Raw genomic sequence first — 19,335 nt, forward strand, 5'->3', positions numbered from 1 at the left:
TTCCGGGGAGACACTCAAATTAGCATCGATTGTTAGCCTACGGCCTAATAAAGCCGTTCGTAAATACCCGCGACCCCCTGCCCGCCGCCCACGCATGCAGTTACCATACCATATTTCTGGCTCCGGCGCTTCATTTCATTGAAGAGTTGGACCGAAAGTCTGGCACCAGTAGAACCCAATGCATGGCCCAATGCTATCGCACCGCCATTGGGGTTGACAATTTCCGGGTCGATGCCCAGTTCCTGGATGACAGCCAGAGATTGGGCTGCAAAAGCTTCATTTAACTCTATCTGCTCTATGTCAGCCAATTTCAAACCAGCCTGTTTCAATGCGAGCGGAACAGCAGCCACCGGCCCTATACCCATAATACGCGGATCTACACCTGCGGTCGCGTACGACATCATCCGGGCAATCGGTTTCAATCCCAACTCATTCACCATCCTTTCGGACATCACCATTACAAATGCTGCACCGTCCGAAGTTTGGGAGGAGTTCCCTGCCGTTACAGATCCACCCGCCGCGAAAACCGGTTTCAGTTTATTCAACGCCTCAACCGTGGTGTCGGCTCGGGGGCCCTCATCTTTACTGATGACGGTTTCTTTTGTCTTTTTCTTTCCCGAAGCTGCGTCGAAATAAGTTTCTTTCACGGTAACAGGCACAATGCCATCTGCAAACCAGCCTTCCTTCTGTGCTCTCAGCGCTTTTTGGTGCGACTGAAAAGAAAATTCATCCTGCTTTTCCCTGCTGATATGAAAATCCGTGGCAACCTGTTCGGCCGTCAGGCCCATACTTAAATAGTAATCAGGGTTGGTATGGGCTATCTCATAGTTCAATGCTGTTTTCCAGCCCATTGTCGGCACCAGCGACATAGATTCGGTTCCTCCGGCGATAATACATTCAGCCATGCCTGCGTGAATTTTGGCCGATGCCATCGCAATCGCCTCCACACCCGAGCCACAATACCGGTTAATAGTAATACCCGAAACATTCTTCGGCAATGAAAGCAAAGCAACATACCGTCCCATCTGCATACCTTGCTCCGCCTCAGGCACCGCATTCCCTACAATCACGTCGTCGACTCTCGCCGGATCCAAAGCGGGCAACTGTTCCAACAGGTGTTTGATCACCGTCGCACCGAGATCATCGGGACGCGTGAACCGGAAACCACCTCTCGGCGCCTTCCCTACCGCACTTCGATAACCCGCCACAATGTATGCATTCATATTTGAGTAGTGTTTGAAATCAGTGGATGAAAGCAGGCCAGAGAATAGTATGCCTGCATACCATTGTAAAAATAGAAATTAATCATAAAACAACAAACCGCCGGAGTTTGTTTTCCGACGGTTTGCAATTACCAAGTCTTTGCTGATGGAGAATTAATTTCTAGGAAGGAATATGCCCTCCTTCCAGCTGTTTGGGTCGCTTTGCGGCATCGGGCATGACGATCCAAAGGATGATATAAAACAGGATTACAGGGAAAGTGACAGGTATAAAAACGGCGAGTACCAAAAGGACCCGGATAATCGTCACGTCGATCTCGAAGTAATCTGCAAGTCCGGAGGCTACACCGCCGATCATCTTGTTGCTGGTATTGCGGAATAATCTATTGTGGTTCATGGCTATATCTGTTTATTTCGTTTTGATGTTTCAAAGGTACTATGCATTGCCAAGTAGTGAATTCATTTGTGTACAAACGGTCTTAGCGTGTTAGCATGGGTTATTTTCAATGATTGGCAACGTCGGGTCAGCCAGATTTAGATCACTATAATTCAGCGTTACCGACGGTCCGCGTGAAAGCGAAACAAGTGCAGGAAAAAGATTAGATATGCATTAGGATTATGGTAGATGTTGCGTAATACTATTGGCAATGAATTACCTTTGGGACTATAACAAACAGTTTTGCTGACAATCTGGCATCCGGTTTGTGGCAGGCTCAATATTTTTTAAAGAAAAAACCGGTTTAAAAACATACATCACAATCATGTTTAAAATATTTTCCAAGCTATTTGGCACAAAATCAGAACGGGATTTGAAGGAACTGACCCCGTACGTTGATAAAGTCAGTGCCGAATATGCGTTACTTGCCTCGCTGTCGAACGACGAACTCCGGGCACAGTCCGCGAGTCTGAAACAACATATTGCTGATCAACTTCAATCCATCGACGATCAAATCGGAGCATTGAGACAGCAGGCTGCCGACGAGCCTAATGTGGACAGCAAGGAAGCGATATTCAAGAAAATTGACGCGCTGGAACTGGACCGAAATAAAGAACTTGAAAAGGTACTGCTCGATATTCTTCCGAAAGCATTCGCGATCGTCAAGGATACCGCCCGCCGTTTCACTGAAAACGATAAACTGGAAGTAACCGCCAACGATTTTGACCGCGAAGTTTCCACCAGAAAGTCGAATGTGACCATTAGTGGCGATAAAGCATATTGGAATACAACCTGGGACGTGATCGGCCAGCCTATCAAATGGAACATGATCCACTACGATGTGCAGCTGATCGGCGGTGTGGTACTGCACCAGGGTAAGATATCCGAAATGGCAACTGGTGAGGGTAAAACGCTGGTCGCAACCCTTCCCTCCTTTCTCAATGCATTGGCAGGTCAGGGTGTTCACATCGTAACCGTAAACGACTACCTGGCCAAACGTGATGCCGAATGGAACGCACCTCTTTTTGAATTCCATGGAATGAGTGTTGACTGTATCGACCGTCACCAACCTAACACAATCGCACGCCGGAACGCATACAAGGCGGATCTTACTTACGGAACCAACAACGAATTCGGCTTTGACTACCTGCGTGACAATATGTCACGCACTCCGGAAGAGCTGGTTCAGCGTAAACACCACTTTGCAATGGTCGATGAGGTCGATTCCGTTTTGATCGACGACGCGCGAACGCCATTGATCATCAGTGGCCCCGTACCCCGTGGCGACGAACAGGAATTTTTGGAACTGAAACCTCGCGTTTCCCGGATCGTTGAAGCCCAGAAGCGCCTGGCAATGGACTTTCTGAACGATGCAAAAAAGAAAATTACCGCCGGAGATAAAAAAGAGGGTGGCCTGGCACTATTCCGCGCACATCGTGGTATGCCCAAATACAAGCCACTCATCAAATATCTCAGCGAACCCGGTATCAAGGCGATGATGCAGGAATCAGAGTCGATTTACCTCGCTGAAAATCAAAAGTTGATGCCTATGGCGGATGCGCCGCTCTATTTTACCATCGACGAGCGCCACAACAGTATCGAACTCACTGAAAAAGGGATCGATTTCCTTACAGGAGAATCCGAAGAGACCAATTTCTTTATCCTCCCCGACATTGCGGTAGATCTCGACGCAATCGAAAAAGACGCTTCACTTACTGAGCATGACCGGGTAATCCAGAAAGAAGCACTGATCCGTGACTATTCCGTTAAAACGGCGCGTATCCACACAGTCAACCAGCTATTAAAAGCATTCACGCTGTTTGAAAAAGATGTCGAATACGTGATCATGGACGGTAAAGTCAAAATCGTGGATGAGCAGACCGGTCGTATCATGGAAGGTCGCCGCTATTCCGATGGCTTGCATCAGGCGATCGAGGCAAAGGAAAACGTCCGGGTTGAAGATGCGACACAGACTTACGCGACTGTTACCCTCCAAAACTACTTCCGGATGTACCACAAGCTGGCCGGTATGACCGGTACAGCTGAGACGGAAGCAGGTGAATTCTGGGAAATTTATAAACTGGACGTTGTTACGATCCCGACCAACAGAGGGATCGTCCGTAAAGACCAGGAAGATAAAGTCTATCGCTCCGTTCGGGAGAAATACAACGCTGTAACGGACGAGATCGTCGAATTGGTTGAAGCAGGAAGGCCGGTACTCGTGGGTACCACTTCGGTTGAAAACTCTGAGATCATCAGCCGCATGCTGACCCTCCGCAAAATCCAGCACCAGGTGTTGAATGCAAAACAACACCAGCGCGAAGCGGAAGTCGTTGCGGAAGCAGGTAAGCCAGGCACAGTAACCATCGCCACCAACATGGCAGGTCGTGGTACGGATATTAAGCTCACCCCCGAATCTAAACAAGCGGGCGGTCTGGCGATCATCGGTACGGAAAGGCACGAAAGCCGCCGCGTCGACCGCCAGCTCCGCGGTCGTTCGGGACGTCAGGGTGACCCGGGTTCTTCTCAGTTTTTCGTGTCATTGGAAGATAGTCTGATGCGCCTTTTCGGTTCCGACAGAATGGCGAAGGTAATGGACCGTATGGGCCTCGAAGAAGGCGAAGTGATTCAGAGCAGCATGATCACCAAGTCGATCGAAAGAGCTCAGAAGAAAGTAGAGGAAAACAACTTCGGCATGCGTAAACGCCTTCTGGAGTATGACGACGTGATGAACTATCAACGCGATGCAATTTATACACGACGTCGCAATGCATTGTTCGGAGACCGTCTTGCGGTAGATATCGCTAATACATTGTTTGATGTGTGTGATGAAATCGTCAATACCGCTGGAACATATGCCGAGCTTGAACTCGCTACAATCACAACCCTGGGAATGGAAGTTCCTTACAGTGAAATTGAATATGCTTCACTGAAACCTACGGAACGGACTCAGAAACTTTACGAAGCAGCTGAGCAACAATATCAGGATAAAAACAATGGCATCTCCGGAAAGGCATTGCCGGTATTGCGTTCCATCCATGCGGAACGCGGTGCGATGATCTCCGAAATCATGATCCCGTTCAGCGACGGGCTCCGTCAGACCGGTGTTGTGGTAGGTTTGCAGAAAGCCATTGAAAGCGAGGGCAAAGAAATCACCCGTGAAATGGAAAAAGCCATCGTACTTTCTTTGATCGACCAGGAATGGAAAGAGCATTTGCGTGAGATGGATGACCTGAAACAGTCGGTTCAGAATGCGGTATTCGAGCAAAAAGATCCATTGCTGATTTATAAATTCGAGTCTGTGGAGCTATTTAAGCGCTTCCTGAGCAAAGTTAACTTTGACATGATCTCTTTCCTCATGAAAGCGGATATCCCACAGGAAGAGGCTGCTCCCGCGACAGCCGTTCAGCAGCAGGTTCGCCGTCCGGCCCCTACTCCTGAACTCCATACCAACCGCGAAGAAGATTTCGACGTGGAAGGTGATAGTTTTGTGGGAGAAGAATCAGGCCCTAAGTCCCAACCGGTACGCACGATTAAAATTGCGGACCGCAATCAGAAAGTTTCGGTGCAATACCGCGATGGGCGCATTCTGCGGGATGTGAAGTTCAAAAAGGTAGAGCACGAAGTTAAAAACGGCGACTGCGTGGTAATTGAATAACAGCGTGACGAGTCAGTCCTGACCCTAATTAGTCGGGGATTATCATAAGTGTAGTGAGAAATAATTAATCTCCACGACCGTCGACAAAAAATACAGCCCTGCCCCAACTGGCAGGGTTTTTCATGACCGGCGAATCAGGATTTATGCGATATTTGCATTTCAAAGACCATCATTAACAAAAATAAACCTGCATGAAACTGCACAGAGAGGGGTATACCATCATGGCTGTGACGGCCATTATACTGATCGTTATCAATTTAGGTATCAATTATCTCCTTCCCGACGGCTATTGGATTCCCCGGATCGTGCTGATCGGCAGCATTATTGTTTTTCTGTTGGTCGTTCAGTTTTTTCGTGTCCCCAAACGCATTGTACACAAAAGCGACCGCGAAATCGTCGCGCCCTGTGACGGAAAGGTGGTAGTGATCGAGGAAGTTGTCGAGAACGAATATTTCAAAGGTCCCCGGCGCCAGATCAGCATTTTCATGTCCCCTTTGAACGTACACGTCAACTGGAATCCGATTAGTGGTGTGGTTCAGTACTTCAAATATCATCCCGGCCTCTACCTCGTAGCATGGCATCCCAAATCCAGTACGGAAAACGAGCGTACTACGGTCGTGATCCGCACCATTGCGGGTATCGACATCCTATTCCGCCAGATAGCGGGTGCAGCAGCCCGACGTATACGCTGGTATGTGAAAGAAGGTGATAGGGTGGAACAAAGCACCGAAATGGGCTTCATCAAATTCGGGTCCAGAGTAGATATTTTCATCCCCCTGGACGCCGAAATTAAGGTAAATCTTCAAGACAAAACAGTGGGCAGTGTAACCGTTCTAGCTACGTTAAAATAACCGCCAGCTCAGGATCTGCTCGAAAAACAAAGGAACCGAGCCTGGGTATACAACCGCCATAAACACCATTCCAAAGATCGCACCATACATGTGGGCGCTGTGGTTCACATAACTGGTGCCCCTTTTTGCTTCATAAAACGAATAACCCAGGAAAAGCAGTCCGAAAATGAATCCCGGCATGCATATGAAAAAATAAAGACATATCTGCATCAGCGGTGCATACAGGATTGCGGCAAAGAGTACAGCGGAAACACCCCCCGAAGCTCCCAAAGAATTGTATTTCGAATTCTTCCTGTGTTTCAGGAAGGTTGGGATATCCGAAACAATGATGCCGATAATGTAAAGGAGCAAGTAATAGAAAGTGCCGCTCGAACCGAAAAGCATTGCGAACAAACGCTCGATACCCTCTCCCACAAACCATAAACTAAGCATATTGAAGATCAGGTGGCCAAAATCGGCATGTACAAATCCGGAGGTCACAAACCGGTAGTATTCATTACGCTGCGTTACGCGATAAGGATTGAGGATCAGCTTATCCATTAAACTGTAATTGTTCAAAGCATAGTAGCTGATCCCCGAAGTGATGATGACCAGAATGAGGGTAATCGACATAAAATTGGTTGTTTGTTAAAAGATATTATTTTTCCCGCGCCACCAGCTGCTCCACAAACTGCAAAAGCACTTTCTTCTGAACACTATCCGTCCGCAGTTGCTGTAAACTAGCTATTCCCCGCGAAAAATATTCATTTATTTTATGTTCGGTAAAAGACCGGATATCCAGATCATCATAGATATTCCGCACAGCATTTACTTTTTCCGTATGGTCGAAAGTTTCGAGCCCGATCCAATGGTCGAGTTCCGCTTTCAATGCTCCGTCGGCTTTTGTCAAAGCTTCTATCAACAAAAAGGTTTTTTTGTTTGCAATAATATCTCCTCCGACCTGCTTACCAAACTTCGCAGGATCGCCATACACATCCAGCAAATCGTCTTTGAGCTGAAAACCAATACCCATATTTTCACCCGCCGCGTATAACAGACCAACTGTCTCCTCATCCGCACCCGCAATGATCCCGCCCAGTTCGAGGGCAAAACCCAGCAACACTGAAGTTTTCAGCCGGATCATCCCGATGTACTCTTCCTCCGCGACATCCCAGCGGGTCTCGAAATTCATATCGAGCTGCTGTCCTTCGCAAACTTCCGCCGCGGTCTGGTTAAACCGGCTCAGCACTTTCCTCAATTTTTCTTTCGGCACGTCCAGCAGCAAGTCGTAGGCCCTGATCAGCATCACATCGCCCGAAAGAATAGCAGTATTCGCATTCCACTGCTCGTGCACAGTAGGCTTACCCCTGCGCAACGGTGCCCGGTCCATAATGTCGTCGTGCATCAGTGTGAAATTGTGGAAAACTTCAACCGCCATCGCCGGTTTCATTGCCTTTTCCAGGTTTTCATCAAAAATCGAAGCGGCAAGCAAAGTCAGTAACGGGCGGAAACGTTTGCCTCCCAGGGACATAATGTAAGTGATGGGTTCATAGAGCTCTGCGGGAGCATCTCCGTAAGAATGCCGGTCAAATTCAATCTGGAGCTTATCAAGTAATGCAGTGGGTTCAATCATTCGAAGCGTCATGTTCGCAGGCACGGTTTCAGGCCTGACGGTGATGTAAGAACCGCAAAGATAAAGCCTAAAAATTGGCATTTACATTTACAAAAGCAGTATTTGCCTGGTGTTTATCAATATCTTTATCGCGATTAATAAAAACTGTTCTTCATGCCTTTTTACCAATATTTTAACGGTGACATCATCGGGATCGACGATCCGGTTTTCCGAACCAATGATCTGGCATTACTTCGTGGTTTTGGTTTGTTCGATTATTTCAGGACCTACAATGGCGTCCCGTTTCGATGGGACGATTACTGGCAGCGGTTCGAAAATTCAGCCAGGCTGCTCAAACTGCCGTTGCCCGTATCACAAAGCGAGATAGAAAAGGTACTCGCCGATTTGCATTCCATGTCGGGAGAAAAGGAGGTTGCATTCCGGTTCGTACTCACCGGCGGTTATGCGCCCGACAGCGTGCATGTGGTACAGCCCAATTTACTGATCCGCACCGAGCCGCTTCCGCAGGATAATCCGGCCGGTCGTCTCCAGGGCATTAAGGTGCTTCCATATGAATATGTACGGGACTTGCCTGAGGTCAAAACAACAAATTACGTCCATATGGTGCTGATGGCCGATGAGCTGAAACGCCAGCAGGCGGCCGACCTGCTCTTCCATTACAATGGCGAAGTAAGCGAACTCACCCGCAGTAATATATTCATTTTTCAGGGCGACAAACTCATTACTTCCGACCGGAACATCCTGAACGGTGTTACCCGCCGGGTGGTGATCGAGCTCGCCAAAGGTCATTTCGACGTAGAAGTCCGGCCCGTTACCTACAAAGAGGTGATCACCGCAGACGAAGTGTTTACGACCAGCACCACTAAATGGGTCATGCCTGTTGTACAGATCGGCGAGCAACCGGTCGGAAACGGCGTTGCAGGAAAACGTACGCTGCTGCTGCAACAGCTTTTTGAAGAGGTTGTTGCAAACTGGGCCAGATAAAACAAAAAGTGGCTTTCCCGGGGGGAAAGCCACTTTCAACTACCTTGTAATAAGCACTTATTTAGTTAGGCGCATTTGGTGAATTCTTATTCACGATAGGCCAGATGCCAGGTTTCGGCACGCTCACCCCTTTGGTAGCTCCCCTAGTCGCACCATCCAGCCCGAAATAGTACAGCGGCCAACCTTTATAGGTCACCTGTTTTTTCCCAAAAACATCAATAGTGCTGAACAACGTCTTATCGACGGTCGAAGGCAGTGATTTCAGGTCCGCGGTGTAGATCGGCCAGACATTGTCATTTGAAAAGTCGGCTTTTGTGAAGTTGTTCTTATTGTTTTTGTCGTTCGCAAAGGCATACAAGGTCCTTCCCATACCATCCACGAAGAATTGCGTTTCGCCTGTCCCTTCTGTATAATCCGACTTATAGGACTTCCCGTCATTGCCCACAAGCTGGGCGCTGGCAACCATAATGGAATAATCGGTTTTCGCAACGAACCAGATTGTGCCTACGTTCTCCCCTTTCACATCCCCGGCAACAGCATCGTCTTTATATTTATAAAGCGGCCAGCCCTTGTAAGTCGTCTGAGTTGTGCCGTCTGCCCGGGTAATAGTGCCGAAGTCGGCCTTATCGAGGCCTGTATCCAGCTTAATGGCAGCAAGGTCACCCGCAGAGTAGATTGGCCAGTTCGTTACACATCCGCCTGAGCAAGCCGATGTCCCCGCTGCATCCTTGGAAAAAAAGTAAAGTGTTTTGCCGTCCTTGTCAGTCAGGATCTTACCCAGCGTCGCATTGTCTTTCAATTGAACATCGTTGGAAACCGGTATGGGGGTCGGATCGTCATCGTCGTCTGAACAGGACAGGCTGACAGCCATTAGCAATCCCAGCACAACCAGCATTCGGGAAGTTGAAAAGATTTTCATCGGATTTAATTATGATTGTTTAGAGATGAATTGATTTGTCTCGATTACGACCAAAACTTTCCGATGGTTGCGTGGTTCCCTGAAAACAAAAAAGCATAACCCGTCAGGTTACGCTTTGATATGATTAGTAAAAACAACTTTCTAACTCCATCCCTGGGCAGTTAGCGGAATGCGGGAATCCCCCTTGGTATGTAATTCCACTTCCCCTTTTTTGTCGGTTATATACCCGATAAAGGTAATCTTTGGGTTATTTTTGATCAGCTCGTAGGCCGATTGCGAAACAGTGAAAAGCAGCTCGTAATCTTCGCCTCCGTTTAGCGCGGCCGTGGCCGCCCCGATATTCAGCTCGGATGCCGCCAGATAAGTCTGCTCGTCGATAGGCAACCGCTCCTCGAAAACAACCGCTCCCACGCCCGATTGGGCGCATATATGTAGCAGGTCCGACGCGAGACCATCCGAGACGTCGATCATGGAAGTGGGTACAACCCCAGCCTCGTCAAGCTCGTAAATTACATCCATTCTCGCCTCCGGGCGAAGTTGCCGCTGAATGACGTAGTCTTTCCCGTCCAGCTCCGGCTGCATATTAGGATTAGCGAGGAAGACCTGCTTTTCCCTTTCCAGCAATTGCAGGCCCATATAAGCACCACCGAGATCTCCGGTCACACAAAGCAGGTCATTCGGCTTGGCAGTGTTCCGGTACACCACCTTTTCCTTCTTCACCTTCCCGAAAACGCTTACTGAAATAATGAGGCCCGATCGTGAGGAAGTGGTGTCGCCACCTACCAGATCTACATTAAAGTCCTTGCAGGCCGTTTTCATTCCTTCATAGAGCTCATCCACCGCTTCCACAGAGAAGCGGTTACTCAATGCGATGTTCACCGTCACCTGACGTGGAATACCGTTCATGGCTGCGATATCGGAGACATTGACGGCAATCAATTTGTATCCGAGGTGTTTCAGCGGAAAGAATGTCAGATCGAAATGGACACCTTCCAGCAACATATCGGAGGAAAGCAGCCCAAACTCCTCTCCCATATCTATAACAGCCGCGTCGTCACCGATACCTCTTACAGTATCAGGCAACGTGGTTCTGATTCCTTTATTTATTCTTTGGATCAGCCCGAATTCCCCCAGGCTGCTGATTTCAGTTCTTGTTTCCATCCTGCAAAATTAGACAAAAAAGCGAAGCCATTCCCGGATTGGAAATGGCTTCGCTCTGGATATCCTGTTGAACTCCCGCTTAGGGATTTGTCAGTGTATATTCGTTAATCGTACCGCCGGTCTTCTTGCTTCCTTCCAGAAGTGTAATGATCAGCTTGGAATCTTCCAGCAGGTTGATCGTGTATCCGATAGTTCCCCCGGTTCCGGTGGGTGCAGGATTAAGCGCTGTCAGCATCAGTTTGGTGTCTCCTTCCACATCCCAATTTCCGGCAAATGTCCTGCCATCCAACTCAGTCAGAGAGGAAGTTTTCGCACCGCCTGCATTCGTCAAAGTAAGCCTGAAGCCGGAATAGCCGGCAGCCTGGTTGTTGGATCCTCCTCTGGTGTACACAACGACACCGTTGTGTTTTACCGATTCCACGGTCCACGCTTTTGCAATTCTTTCAGAAACTGGCTTCGGATCCTTCTTGCAGCTAAATGCTATCAATCCTAAAATCATGAATGAGCACCAAAGAAGAGCGTAACTTTTTTTCATATTTTATTTTTCGTGAATGTCTTTTCAAAACGCCAAGTTCTTACTTTTTAGTCTTATAATCAAAATATTCATGACAGATCATTTTTTAATTTTCTAACGGAACACCCTTATCGTTAACTTGCGCGCTAAAACAATGCAATGAAAGAATATACCAGGGCACAACTGGCTCTTCGCAACGGACAGGACCGTGAAGAAATATGGTGCGCCTACAAAGGAAAAATCTACGATGTGAGCACTTCACGGCTTTGGCGCAACGGACATCACTATGAGCACTGGGCTGGCCAGGATCTCACCAAGGAGCTCGGCGACGCCCCGCACACCGAACGGGTGTTCGAACGCTTCAGCATCGTCGGAAAGCTCCTGTTGCCCGAGCAATCCAAGTAAAAATAATTTCAGGATCGAAAAATTCTTACATGCCTTCCCCACATTTTCTGATCGCCGACAGCGGTTCCACCAAAACTGACTGGGCGTTCATCGAAACACAATCAGGTGAGCGCCAACTGCTGCAATCAGCAGGCATTAACCCTTTTTACCAGACTACCGAGGAAATCGTCCCTGTCTTACAAAGTCAGCTGGTTTCGGGACTTAGCGGTCCTGTCGATAAAATTTTCTTCTACGGTGCGGGTTGTGCGGACGAAAAATCCAGTCTTCCGGTAACCAATGCCCTCAAACAATGCTTTCCTTCTGCAACCGTGGAAGAAGTAGCATCCGATATGCTCGGCGCTGCCCGCGGATTATGCGGCCATGAGCCAGGCCTTGCGTGCATTCTGGGTACCGGCGCCAACAATGCATTTTTTGACGGCCGTCGCATTACACGCTCCATAGGCTCGCTGGGTTTCTGGCTGGGCGACGAGGGAAGCGGCTCCTATCTGGGCAAAACCTTGGTTGTGCATTACCTTCAGAATGAGCTGCCGCAAGACCTGCACGAAAGTTTTGCGAACCAATATCCAGAGATTAACCGGTTGATTGTCCTGGATCATGCTTATAAAAAGCCTTACCCTAACCGGTATTTCGCATCTTTTTCAAAATTTATTGCGGAAAACAAATCGCATATCTTTATCAGAGAACTGCTGATCAATGCATTCGGCTTATTTGTAAAGAAATATATATTAAAGCATGAAAACGCCGGCCGGTATCCTGTCCATTTTACAGGCTCCATCGCCTATTACTACCAGGATATACTCCACATAGTATTGGAGGCAAACGGATTACAACAGGGCCAGATTCTGAAATCGCCACTCGAGGGCCTTATCCGGTACCATCTGGCTGACTTCGAAATATAAAAGTTAATAAAATGTTAAACAGGCCTCAACCCGCTATGTTAAATCTCATTAGCCTGTTTAATTGAACGAATGACCTTATATTTAATGGTCATATCGAGTTTGTTATGTCAAGACGCACCATTCAATCCCTGACCGTTTTTTCTGCACTCCTCATTATCGGTGTGGTGATCACACAGATTTTCTGGGTTAAACAGGCTCTGGAGCTCAGGCACCGCCAGTTCAACCAGAATGCGCATATCGCATTGCAGGATGTAGCCGGGAAACTGGCCACCGTTTGCGGGGTGATGCAAACGAGTAATCCCGTTGAGCAACTGTCCCCCGAATATTTCCTGGTCAATACCAATGCAACTACCCAACCGGAAATGCTGGAACACTTTATCAAGGATAGTTTCCAGAAGCACAATCTCATTGCCGATTTCGAGATCGGGATCTATGACTGTACGACCAACCGCATCCGCTATGGTATGTCGCTGAGTACCAAGAACAATGCCAAAATCCCTACGAAGACTTCAAACTGGATTAAAACAGACAAGTACCCCTACTACTTCGGCGTCCGCTTTCCCGAACAGGAGACCTATTTCGCAGGAAGCATTAATGGAGCGATATGGTCGTCGGTGCTGGTGCTGGTCGCAGTTTCTTTTTTTGCTTACGCATTGTTCGTCATATTGCGGCAAAAACAGCTTTCGGAAGTACAGCGCGATTTTGTCAACAACATGACACACGAGTTGCAAACGCCCATTTCCACCATCCGGATTGCCGCCGACGTACTCAATTCCGACAACATCGTTACCCAGCCCAAGCGCCACAAACGTTACGTGCAAATCGTGCAGGATGAAATCCTTCGGTTGCAGGGACAGGTAGAGATGGTGCTTTCGATGGCCAAAGCGGAGCGGGATGCATTGAGCCTCCAAAAGGAACAACTGGACGCCCGGGAGATGATCCAGTCCATTCTGCTACCGTACGAAGACAAAATACAGTTCCGTTGTAATTCAACACAAAATGGGATCGACGCAGATCCATTTCACCTCCGGTGTATGATTAGCAATCTCATCGACAATGCTCTGAAATACTCTGACGACGTCCCGGATGTTGTGATTGAAACATATAATAAAGGCAAAAACCTCGTTATAGCTGTCCGCGACCAGGGCATTGGGATTGCGCCGGAATATCAGAAAAAAATATTTAACCAATTTTTCCGCATTCCCTATGGCGACGTTCATAATGTGAAAGGATTCGGGATCGGGCTCAGCTACGTAAAACAAATCGTGCGCGCCCATCGCTGGCACCTTCAGCTGGAAAGTCAACTGGGCAAAGGCAGTACATTTAAAATCACTATCCCGCAGAAACACGCTTGATGAAAAAGAGAATCCTGTATGTAGAAGACGACCCCAATCTCGCATTTGCAACCAAGGATAACCTGGAAGAATATGATTTTGAAGTAGTACACGCCACGGATGGTGCCGAAGCACTCGATTTTTTTGGCAAGGAGCATTTCGACATTTGCGTGCTCGATATCATGCTTCCCCGCATGGATGGCTTTACACTGGCCGAAAAGATCCGGAGTGCCGACAGCCAGGTACCGATCCTTTTCCTCACCGCCCGCTCACTGCAGGAGGATAAAATCAAAGGACTGCGCCTGGGCGCCGACGATTATGTTACCAAACCTTTCAGTATCGAAGAGCTGAAACTAAGAATCGACGTGTTCCTCCGCCGCAGCAAATCCGACCTGCCGCTTGCGCCCAAACCCGGAAATGTACAAATCGGCAAGTATACATTTGATTTTCAAAAACTTACATTAACGCTGAATGGGACTTCCCAAAGCCTTACATTTCGTGAAGCGGAAGTATTGAAATACATGGCGGACCGTACGGATCAGGTCATACGCAGGGACGAGCTTCTGAAAGCAATATGGGGTGATGACGACTATTTTATGGGCCGGAGCCTCGATGTCTTTATTTCGAGATTAAGGAAATATCTGTCGGGAGATCCCGATATCCGCATCGATAATGTCCACGGTGTCGGTTTCCGGATGCGATGGTAAAATGCAGCTTTTTGAAAATTTCTTTTGCCGTTACTTGCTCAAAAAAAATTAATTACGCATCTTTGCACCCTCATTTGGAAAAATTGTAAGGTCATGGCTAAGGTTTGTCAAATTACAGGTAAAAGAACTCGCGTTGGAAATAACGTTTCCCACGCTAACAATAAAACAAAACGTAAATTCTTCCCGAATTTGCAGAAGAAACGTTTCTTCCTTCCTTCATCAGGAGAGTGGGTTACGTTGAAAGTAGCAACATCTGCTCTTCGTACCATCAACAAAAACGGTATCGAAGCAACTATACAGAAAGCATACGACAAAGGAACACTTACGTTCTAATAAAAGGAATTTTACGAATTTATTGGAAAAGGACTTTCCTCCGATCGGGAAGTCCTTTTTTTCGTAGGCTTACCACAGGTTAACAAGACGTCCATGGAAACAGCCGATCACGTTTATCTCTTGCTGGGCTCCAATCTGGGAGACCGGTTCCAGGTGCTGGCAGCCGCCCGCCGGTACATTGCAGCGCAAGCAGGTACGATCGTTTCCCAATCGGCCGTCTACGAAACCGCTCCATGGGGTTTGACGGATCAACCCGCATTTCTGAACCAGGTGCTGCAAATCAAAACGCAGCTGCTGCCCGAAGAACTTCTGAGGGTCGTGCTTAATATTGAACACGAGCTCGGACGCATTCGCTATGAGCGCTGGGGTGCGCGGATCATCGATATCGATATCCTTTATTTTGGCGATATGATTATCGACAGTGCCCGGCTCACATTACCCCACCCCCGTATTCAAGACCGTCGTTTTGTACTCACCCCCCTCACCGAGATAGCGCCCGATTTCATCCACCCACTTTTGCAGAAAACTTCAGAACAACTCCTGGTCCAATGCACGGACAATAGCGAAGTATCAAAAATTTCACAGAATAGTACTATTTGATTTTCATAGGTTCACTTTCTGTACCCGGCCATTTATTACGCTTTTTCATTAGTTCATCACTTTTTCCTGTCAAATCACATTGAATAACACTTGTTTTACCGGGTGATCAAACCGCTGTCGAAATATTTTTTACGAAATGCAAGGGGGTAAAACCAAATTGAGTTGTCAGGTAAGAAAGGAAAAATTCAATTTGATCGTCTGCCTGATCAGACAGTCTGTTTTCCGACCGACCGCAACAGGATAAACCAGTTTATAGTAAATGCAAATAAAGCCCATGAAAAACAAAATACTCAATTGCCTTCTATTAGCCTTGATAAGCCTGCCGGCACTCGCCCAGAACCGGCACACCGTAAGCGGTTACGTAAAAGACCAATCGAACGGGGAGGGACTGATCGGCGTTTCCGTGTATGTACGTGAGGCCGAAACCGGGGTCGTTACAAACCCCTACGGATTCTATTCACTGACCCTCCCCGATGGCAACTACACGCTGGTATTTACCTATATCGGTTACCAGAAAGTAACAAGAGAGCTGGTGCTCGACGCGGACAAGACAATCAGCATCGAGATGTCGGATGAAAGCAGCCAGCTTGCGGAGGTGACCATTTCGACGAAAAAAGAGGACGAGAACGTCCGCAGCATTGAAATGTCGGTGAACAAGGTGGAAATGAAAACCATCCGGAAAATGCCCGCATTGCTGGGGGAAGTCGATCTGATCCGCAGTATTCAATTGCTTCCCGGGGTTACAACGGTCGGAGAAGGTGCGTCGGGCTTCAACGTAAGGGGCGGCGACGTTTCCCAAAATCTTGTTCTCCTCGACGAAGCCCCGGTTTACAACTCATCCCACCTTTTCGGCTTCTTCTCTGTTTTCAACCCTGATGCCGTGAAGGATGTGAAACTGATCAAAGGTGGTATTCCTTCGCAATACGGTGGAAGGATCTCATCCATTCTGGACGTAAGAATGAAGGAAGGTAATGCCAAGAAACGCGAGATCAACGGAGGTATCGGCTCTATTTTCTCCCGGCTTACCTACGAGCAGCCATTTGCCAAAGGAAAAGGATCATTCATTGTGGCGGGCCGCCGGTCTTACATCGATATCCTCGCCAAGCCTTTCCTGAATTCTGATCTGAAAGATTCGAAATTCTATTTCTATGACCTGACCGCGAAAGTCAACTATCAACTGGGCAACAAAGATACATTCTACGCATCGGGTTACTTTGGAAAGGATGTATTCGGCGGCGGTGATTTTGGCTTCGGCTGGGGAAATAAAACAGCAACCGCCCGCTGGAACCACATTTTCTCGAACAAGCTGTTCATGAACCTGACGGGCTATTACAGCAATTACGATTATAATCTGGGCCAGAACCAGAACAAGCCCGACGCCAAAGATAAATTCGACTGGAAATCCAAGATCATCAGCACCAGCATTAAGCCCGATTTTACCTATTATATCAATCCAAACAATCAGTTGACGTTCGGAGGCCAGTACATATATTATGATACACGGCCCGGTAAAGCGACCGCAATTTCGGAAGGTGAGATGACAGACATCAGCCTCGAACCGCGCTATGCCGACGAATCGGCAATATATGCTGGCAATGAACTAAAATTTGGCGACCGCATTTCATTGCAATATGGTGTGAGATACTCCTACTTCCGTAGCTTGGGTCCAGCAACAGAATATGAATATGCCGGAACGGAGAAAGGCGCGCGCAAAGAGCCGGTCTTCCCGGGCACGGAATACAAAAGAGGTGATGTGATCAAAAGCTATGGCAACCTTGAACCGCGAGCTGCATTGAATATCGGTATCACCAGCAATGCGTCCATCAAAGCCAGCTACAACCGCACGTCGCAATACCTGCATTTGCTATCCAACACGGCTGCAAGCTCGCCTTTGGACGTATGGACATTGAGTGGGATCAATATCAAGCCTGAAAAGGCGGACCAGGTTGCATTAGGCTGGTTCCAGAACTTCAGTGATAACACTTACGAGGCTTCGGTGGAGTTGTATTACAAAAAAATGTATAACCAGATCGACTATGTGCCCGCTTCGGATCTGTTGCTGAATGAATATTTCGCTGGTGACCTGCTGTTTGGCAAAGGTCGGGCTTATGGAGCAGAGTTTTATGTAAAGAAAAATAAGGGCCGGCTTACGGGCTGGGTAAGTTACACGCTGTCAAGAACAGAACGTTTGGTAGAATCTATAAATAATGACGACTGGTTCCCTGCCCGCTTCGACAAGCCGCACAACATTACCGCGGTAGCCATTTACGAATTGACCAAGCGGCTATCGCTTTCTTCAAACTTTACGATCCAGAGCGGCACGCCGGCGACATTCCCTACTAACCGCTACACTGTTGGCGGTATTACAATCGGGAACAATTACAATGGACTGCGCAACAACAGCCGCATTCCGGCCTACCACCGTCTGGATTTGGCGGCAACATTGAAAGCGAAGAAAAAGCTGTTCCGAGTGGGTGAAGGCGAATGGGTATTCTCGGTTTACAATGTGTACAACCGTCGCAATCCGTTCTCGGTATACACGCGCATCAACGAGGACAACCCGCTTAAAGCAGAAGCTGTACGTTATTCAGTGATCGGAAACTTCATTCCTTCCGTCACCTACAACTTCAAATTCTGACATCAACCAACGGAAATCAATACAGAGCCTGAAAAACAGCAATGATGAAAAAGCTTAATACATTAAAATATCTAAAATCCCCTGTACTGTTCGCGGTTGCGTTGATGTCGCTCACAAGCTGCGAGGACGTGATCAACCTCGACACCGCCAATGGCCCTTCCCAACTCGTGGTGGACGGTTGGCTCACCAACCAGCCAGGCGAGCAAGCCATTACATTATCGTGGTCGCAAGCTTACTTCAACAACACCGCACCCAAACCGGTGTTAGGGGCGGAAGTGACTGTAACTGACGATAAAGGGAAAATATACAAATTCGAAGACCCGGACGGCGACGGCAAATATACCTGGGGCAAAACTACAGCCGATACACTGGGCCACGTAGGCCGTACTTATTCGCTGAAAGTCGTAAATGGTACCGACACGTTCACCGCCAAATCCGAACTAAAACGCGTTCCAACCGTGGATTCTGTCGTTTACAGACACGAAAAATGGCCTTTCGAGCCGGATAAAGGCCCCCGGGAAGGCTTTGTGGCGTCATTTTATGCACGTGATATCGAGGGTGTCGGCGATACTTACTGGATCAAACCCGTTATTCGCGGCAAAGCGGTAGTCGACAAGGCCGTTAACATTTCCATTGCCTACGACGCTGCATTTGGAGCCGGCGCACCCTCCGACGGACTGATATTCATCTTGCCGCTACGCGAATCAATTACCACAGATTCCCTGTATTCGGCGGGAGCCGAAATAGGCGTCGAATTGCATAGTGTCACCTACGAAGCCTTCGAGTTCCTGAAACAGGTTAGCGAGCAAGGCGCAAATGGAGGGCTATTCGCCACACCGATTGCCAATGTAAGATCCAACGTCATCAATTCCGATCCCAAAGGTCCCAAAGCCCTCGGTTTCTTCAGCGCCTCTGCGGTTAGCCGGAAAGAAACGATCATCGATCCGGAGAAAGCCCGTCCGGACAACGATTAAAAGATTACACTTCAACTACAGACGCATCCACTGGTGAACCACGGTTCCCAGTGGATTTTTTGTTATATTTCATCCTGAATCAGGCCGGAT

General features: G+C 48.1%; 18 protein-coding genes. 11 read left to right on the top strand and 7 right to left on the bottom strand.

What is annotated here, in order from left to right; all coding sequences use genetic code 11:
* Window positions 1–44: 44 nt before the first annotated feature.
* Window positions 45–1,223 (bottom strand): acetyl-CoA C-acyltransferase, encoded by a 1,179-nt coding sequence (locus BP71_RS26410; protein ID WP_496384571.1) that lies wholly within the window; start codon window positions 1,221–1,223, stop codon window positions 45–47.
* A gap of 160 nt (window positions 1,224–1,383) precedes the next feature.
* The gene (locus BP71_RS26415; protein ID WP_496384572.1) at window positions 1,384–1,617 is read right to left on the bottom strand and encodes a PspC domain-containing protein; all 234 of its coding nucleotides are present in this window, start codon (window positions 1,615–1,617) and stop codon (window positions 1,384–1,386) included.
* A 364-nt stretch (window positions 1,618–1,981) separates the two neighbouring features.
* On the opposite strand from BP71_RS26415, the gene secA reads away from it, so the two are divergent.
* Both secA and BP71_RS26425 read left to right on the top strand, forming a co-directional pair.
* Window positions 1,982–5,314, top strand: coding sequence for a preprotein translocase subunit SecA (gene secA, locus BP71_RS26420; RefSeq protein ID WP_496384573.1), 3,333 nt, complete (start codon window positions 1,982–1,984; stop codon window positions 5,312–5,314).
* A gap of 191 nt (window positions 5,315–5,505) precedes the next feature.
* Complete coding sequence (locus BP71_RS26425) at window positions 5,506–6,165, top strand: phosphatidylserine decarboxylase family protein (RefSeq protein WP_496384574.1); 660 nt, start codon at window positions 5,506–5,508, stop codon at window positions 6,163–6,165.
* Here BP71_RS26425 and BP71_RS26430 read toward each other — a convergent pair.
* Together BP71_RS26430 and BP71_RS26435 are read right to left on the bottom strand one after the other, a co-directional pair.
* On the bottom strand, window positions 6,157–6,777 hold the full coding sequence (locus tag BP71_RS26430; protein WP_496384575.1) for a rhomboid family intramembrane serine protease: 621 nt from the start codon (window positions 6,775–6,777) through the stop codon (window positions 6,157–6,159). The genes BP71_RS26425 and BP71_RS26430 overlap by 9 nt on opposite strands.
* A 25-nt stretch (window positions 6,778–6,802) precedes the next feature.
* The gene (locus BP71_RS26435) at window positions 6,803–7,777 is read right to left on the bottom strand and encodes a polyprenyl synthetase family protein (RefSeq protein ID WP_496384576.1); all 975 of its coding nucleotides are present in this window, start codon (window positions 7,775–7,777) and stop codon (window positions 6,803–6,805) included.
* Window positions 7,778–7,930: 153 nt separating this feature from the next.
* Here BP71_RS26435 and BP71_RS26440 point away from each other — a divergent pair, with 153 nt between their 5' ends.
* Window positions 7,931–8,761, top strand: a complete 831-nt coding sequence (locus BP71_RS26440) for an aminotransferase class IV (RefSeq protein ID WP_496384577.1) — start codon at window positions 7,931–7,933, stop codon at window positions 8,759–8,761.
* Between the two features lie 61 nt (window positions 8,762–8,822).
* Here BP71_RS26440 and BP71_RS26445 read toward each other — a convergent pair whose 3' ends face one another.
* The 3 genes from BP71_RS26445 to BP71_RS26455 form a co-directional block, all read right to left on the bottom strand.
* Entirely contained in the window at window positions 8,823–9,680 is an 858-nt protein-coding gene (locus BP71_RS26445; protein ID WP_496384578.1) for a hypothetical protein, read from the bottom strand.
* A gap of 141 nt (window positions 9,681–9,821) precedes the next feature.
* Complete coding sequence (gene thiL, locus BP71_RS26450; RefSeq protein WP_496384579.1) at window positions 9,822–10,841, bottom strand: thiamine-phosphate kinase; 1,020 nt, start codon at window positions 10,839–10,841, stop codon at window positions 9,822–9,824.
* Between the two features lie 79 nt (window positions 10,842–10,920).
* Entirely contained in the window at window positions 10,921–11,376 is a 456-nt protein-coding gene (locus BP71_RS26455; RefSeq protein ID WP_496384580.1) for a hypothetical protein, read from the bottom strand.
* A 138-nt stretch (window positions 11,377–11,514) separates the two neighbouring features.
* Here BP71_RS26455 and BP71_RS26460 point away from each other — a divergent pair, with 138 nt between their 5' ends.
* The 8 genes from BP71_RS26460 to BP71_RS26495 all read left to right on the top strand — a co-directional run bounded on the left by BP71_RS26460 (window position 11,515) and on the right by BP71_RS26495 (window position 19,245).
* Complete coding sequence (locus BP71_RS26460; RefSeq protein ID WP_496384581.1) at window positions 11,515–11,760, top strand: cytochrome b5 domain-containing protein; 246 nt, start codon at window positions 11,515–11,517, stop codon at window positions 11,758–11,760.
* 29 nt (window positions 11,761–11,789) lie between these two features.
* Entirely contained in the window at window positions 11,790–12,659 is an 870-nt protein-coding gene (locus tag BP71_RS26465) for an N-acetylglucosamine kinase (RefSeq protein ID WP_496384582.1), read from the top strand.
* A 104-nt stretch (window positions 12,660–12,763) separates the two neighbouring features.
* Entirely contained in the window at window positions 12,764–14,014 is a 1,251-nt protein-coding gene (locus BP71_RS26470; protein ID WP_496384583.1) for a sensor histidine kinase, read from the top strand.
* Window positions 14,014–14,700 (top strand): response regulator transcription factor, encoded by a 687-nt coding sequence (locus BP71_RS26475; protein WP_496384584.1) that lies wholly within the window; start codon window positions 14,014–14,016, stop codon window positions 14,698–14,700. The genes BP71_RS26470 and BP71_RS26475 overlap by 1 nt, the downstream gene beginning before the upstream one ends.
* 93 nt (window positions 14,701–14,793) lie before the next feature.
* Window positions 14,794–15,033 (top strand): 50S ribosomal protein L28, encoded by a 240-nt coding sequence (gene rpmB / locus BP71_RS26480; RefSeq protein ID WP_031528537.1) that lies wholly within the window; start codon window positions 14,794–14,796, stop codon window positions 15,031–15,033.
* Window positions 15,034–15,126: 93 nt separating this feature from the next.
* Entirely contained in the window at window positions 15,127–15,633 is a 507-nt protein-coding gene (gene folK / locus BP71_RS26485; RefSeq protein ID WP_496384585.1) for a 2-amino-4-hydroxy-6-hydroxymethyldihydropteridine diphosphokinase, read from the top strand.
* A gap of 274 nt (window positions 15,634–15,907) precedes the next feature.
* A complete protein-coding gene (locus BP71_RS26490; RefSeq protein WP_496384586.1) occupies window positions 15,908–18,271 on the top strand; it encodes a TonB-dependent receptor in 2,364 nt (787 codons plus the stop codon).
* A 44-nt stretch (window positions 18,272–18,315) separates the two neighbouring features.
* Window positions 18,316–19,245 (top strand): DUF4249 domain-containing protein, encoded by a 930-nt coding sequence (locus BP71_RS26495; protein WP_496384587.1) that lies wholly within the window; start codon window positions 18,316–18,318, stop codon window positions 19,243–19,245.
* Window positions 19,246–19,335: the final 90 nt, after the last annotated feature.

It is taken from the genome of Dyadobacter ginsengisoli DSM 21015 (assembly GCF_059568735.1).

Excerpts from the sequence above, each read along its gene's own strand:
- BP71_RS26410 (WP_496384571.1), bottom strand. The coding sequence starts at position 1,223 with ATGAATGCATACATTGTGGCGGGTTATCGAAGTGCGGTAGGGAAGGCG.
- BP71_RS26415 (WP_496384572.1), bottom strand. The coding sequence starts at position 1,617 with ATGAACCACAATAGATTATTCCGCAATACCAGCAACAAGATGATCGGC.
- secA (WP_496384573.1), top strand. The coding sequence starts at position 1,982 with ATGTTTAAAATATTTTCCAAGCTATTTGGCACAAAATCAGAACGGGAT.
- BP71_RS26425 (WP_496384574.1), top strand. The coding sequence starts at position 5,506 with ATGAAACTGCACAGAGAGGGGTATACCATCATGGCTGTGACGGCCATT.
- BP71_RS26430 (WP_496384575.1), bottom strand. The coding sequence starts at position 6,777 with ATGTCGATTACCCTCATTCTGGTCATCATCACTTCGGGGATCAGCTAC.
- BP71_RS26435 (WP_496384576.1), bottom strand. The coding sequence starts at position 7,777 with ATGATTGAACCCACTGCATTACTTGATAAGCTCCAGATTGAATTTGAC.
- BP71_RS26440 (WP_496384577.1), top strand. The coding sequence starts at position 7,931 with ATGCCTTTTTACCAATATTTTAACGGTGACATCATCGGGATCGACGAT.
- BP71_RS26445 (WP_496384578.1), bottom strand. The coding sequence starts at position 9,680 with ATGAAAATCTTTTCAACTTCCCGAATGCTGGTTGTGCTGGGATTGCTA.
- thiL (WP_496384579.1), bottom strand. The coding sequence starts at position 10,841 with ATGGAAACAAGAACTGAAATCAGCAGCCTGGGGGAATTCGGGCTGATC.
- BP71_RS26455 (WP_496384580.1), bottom strand. The coding sequence starts at position 11,376 with ATGAAAAAAAGTTACGCTCTTCTTTGGTGCTCATTCATGATTTTAGGA.
- BP71_RS26460 (WP_496384581.1), top strand. The coding sequence starts at position 11,515 with ATGAAAGAATATACCAGGGCACAACTGGCTCTTCGCAACGGACAGGAC.
- BP71_RS26465 (WP_496384582.1), top strand. The coding sequence starts at position 11,790 with ATGCCTTCCCCACATTTTCTGATCGCCGACAGCGGTTCCACCAAAACT.
- BP71_RS26470 (WP_496384583.1), top strand. The coding sequence starts at position 12,764 with ATGTCAAGACGCACCATTCAATCCCTGACCGTTTTTTCTGCACTCCTC.
- BP71_RS26475 (WP_496384584.1), top strand. The coding sequence starts at position 14,014 with ATGAAAAAGAGAATCCTGTATGTAGAAGACGACCCCAATCTCGCATTT.
- rpmB (WP_031528537.1), top strand. The coding sequence starts at position 14,794 with ATGGCTAAGGTTTGTCAAATTACAGGTAAAAGAACTCGCGTTGGAAAT.
- folK (WP_496384585.1), top strand. The coding sequence starts at position 15,127 with ATGGAAACAGCCGATCACGTTTATCTCTTGCTGGGCTCCAATCTGGGA.
- BP71_RS26490 (WP_496384586.1), top strand. The coding sequence starts at position 15,908 with ATGAAAAACAAAATACTCAATTGCCTTCTATTAGCCTTGATAAGCCTG.
- BP71_RS26495 (WP_496384587.1), top strand. The coding sequence starts at position 18,316 with ATGAAAAAGCTTAATACATTAAAATATCTAAAATCCCCTGTACTGTTC.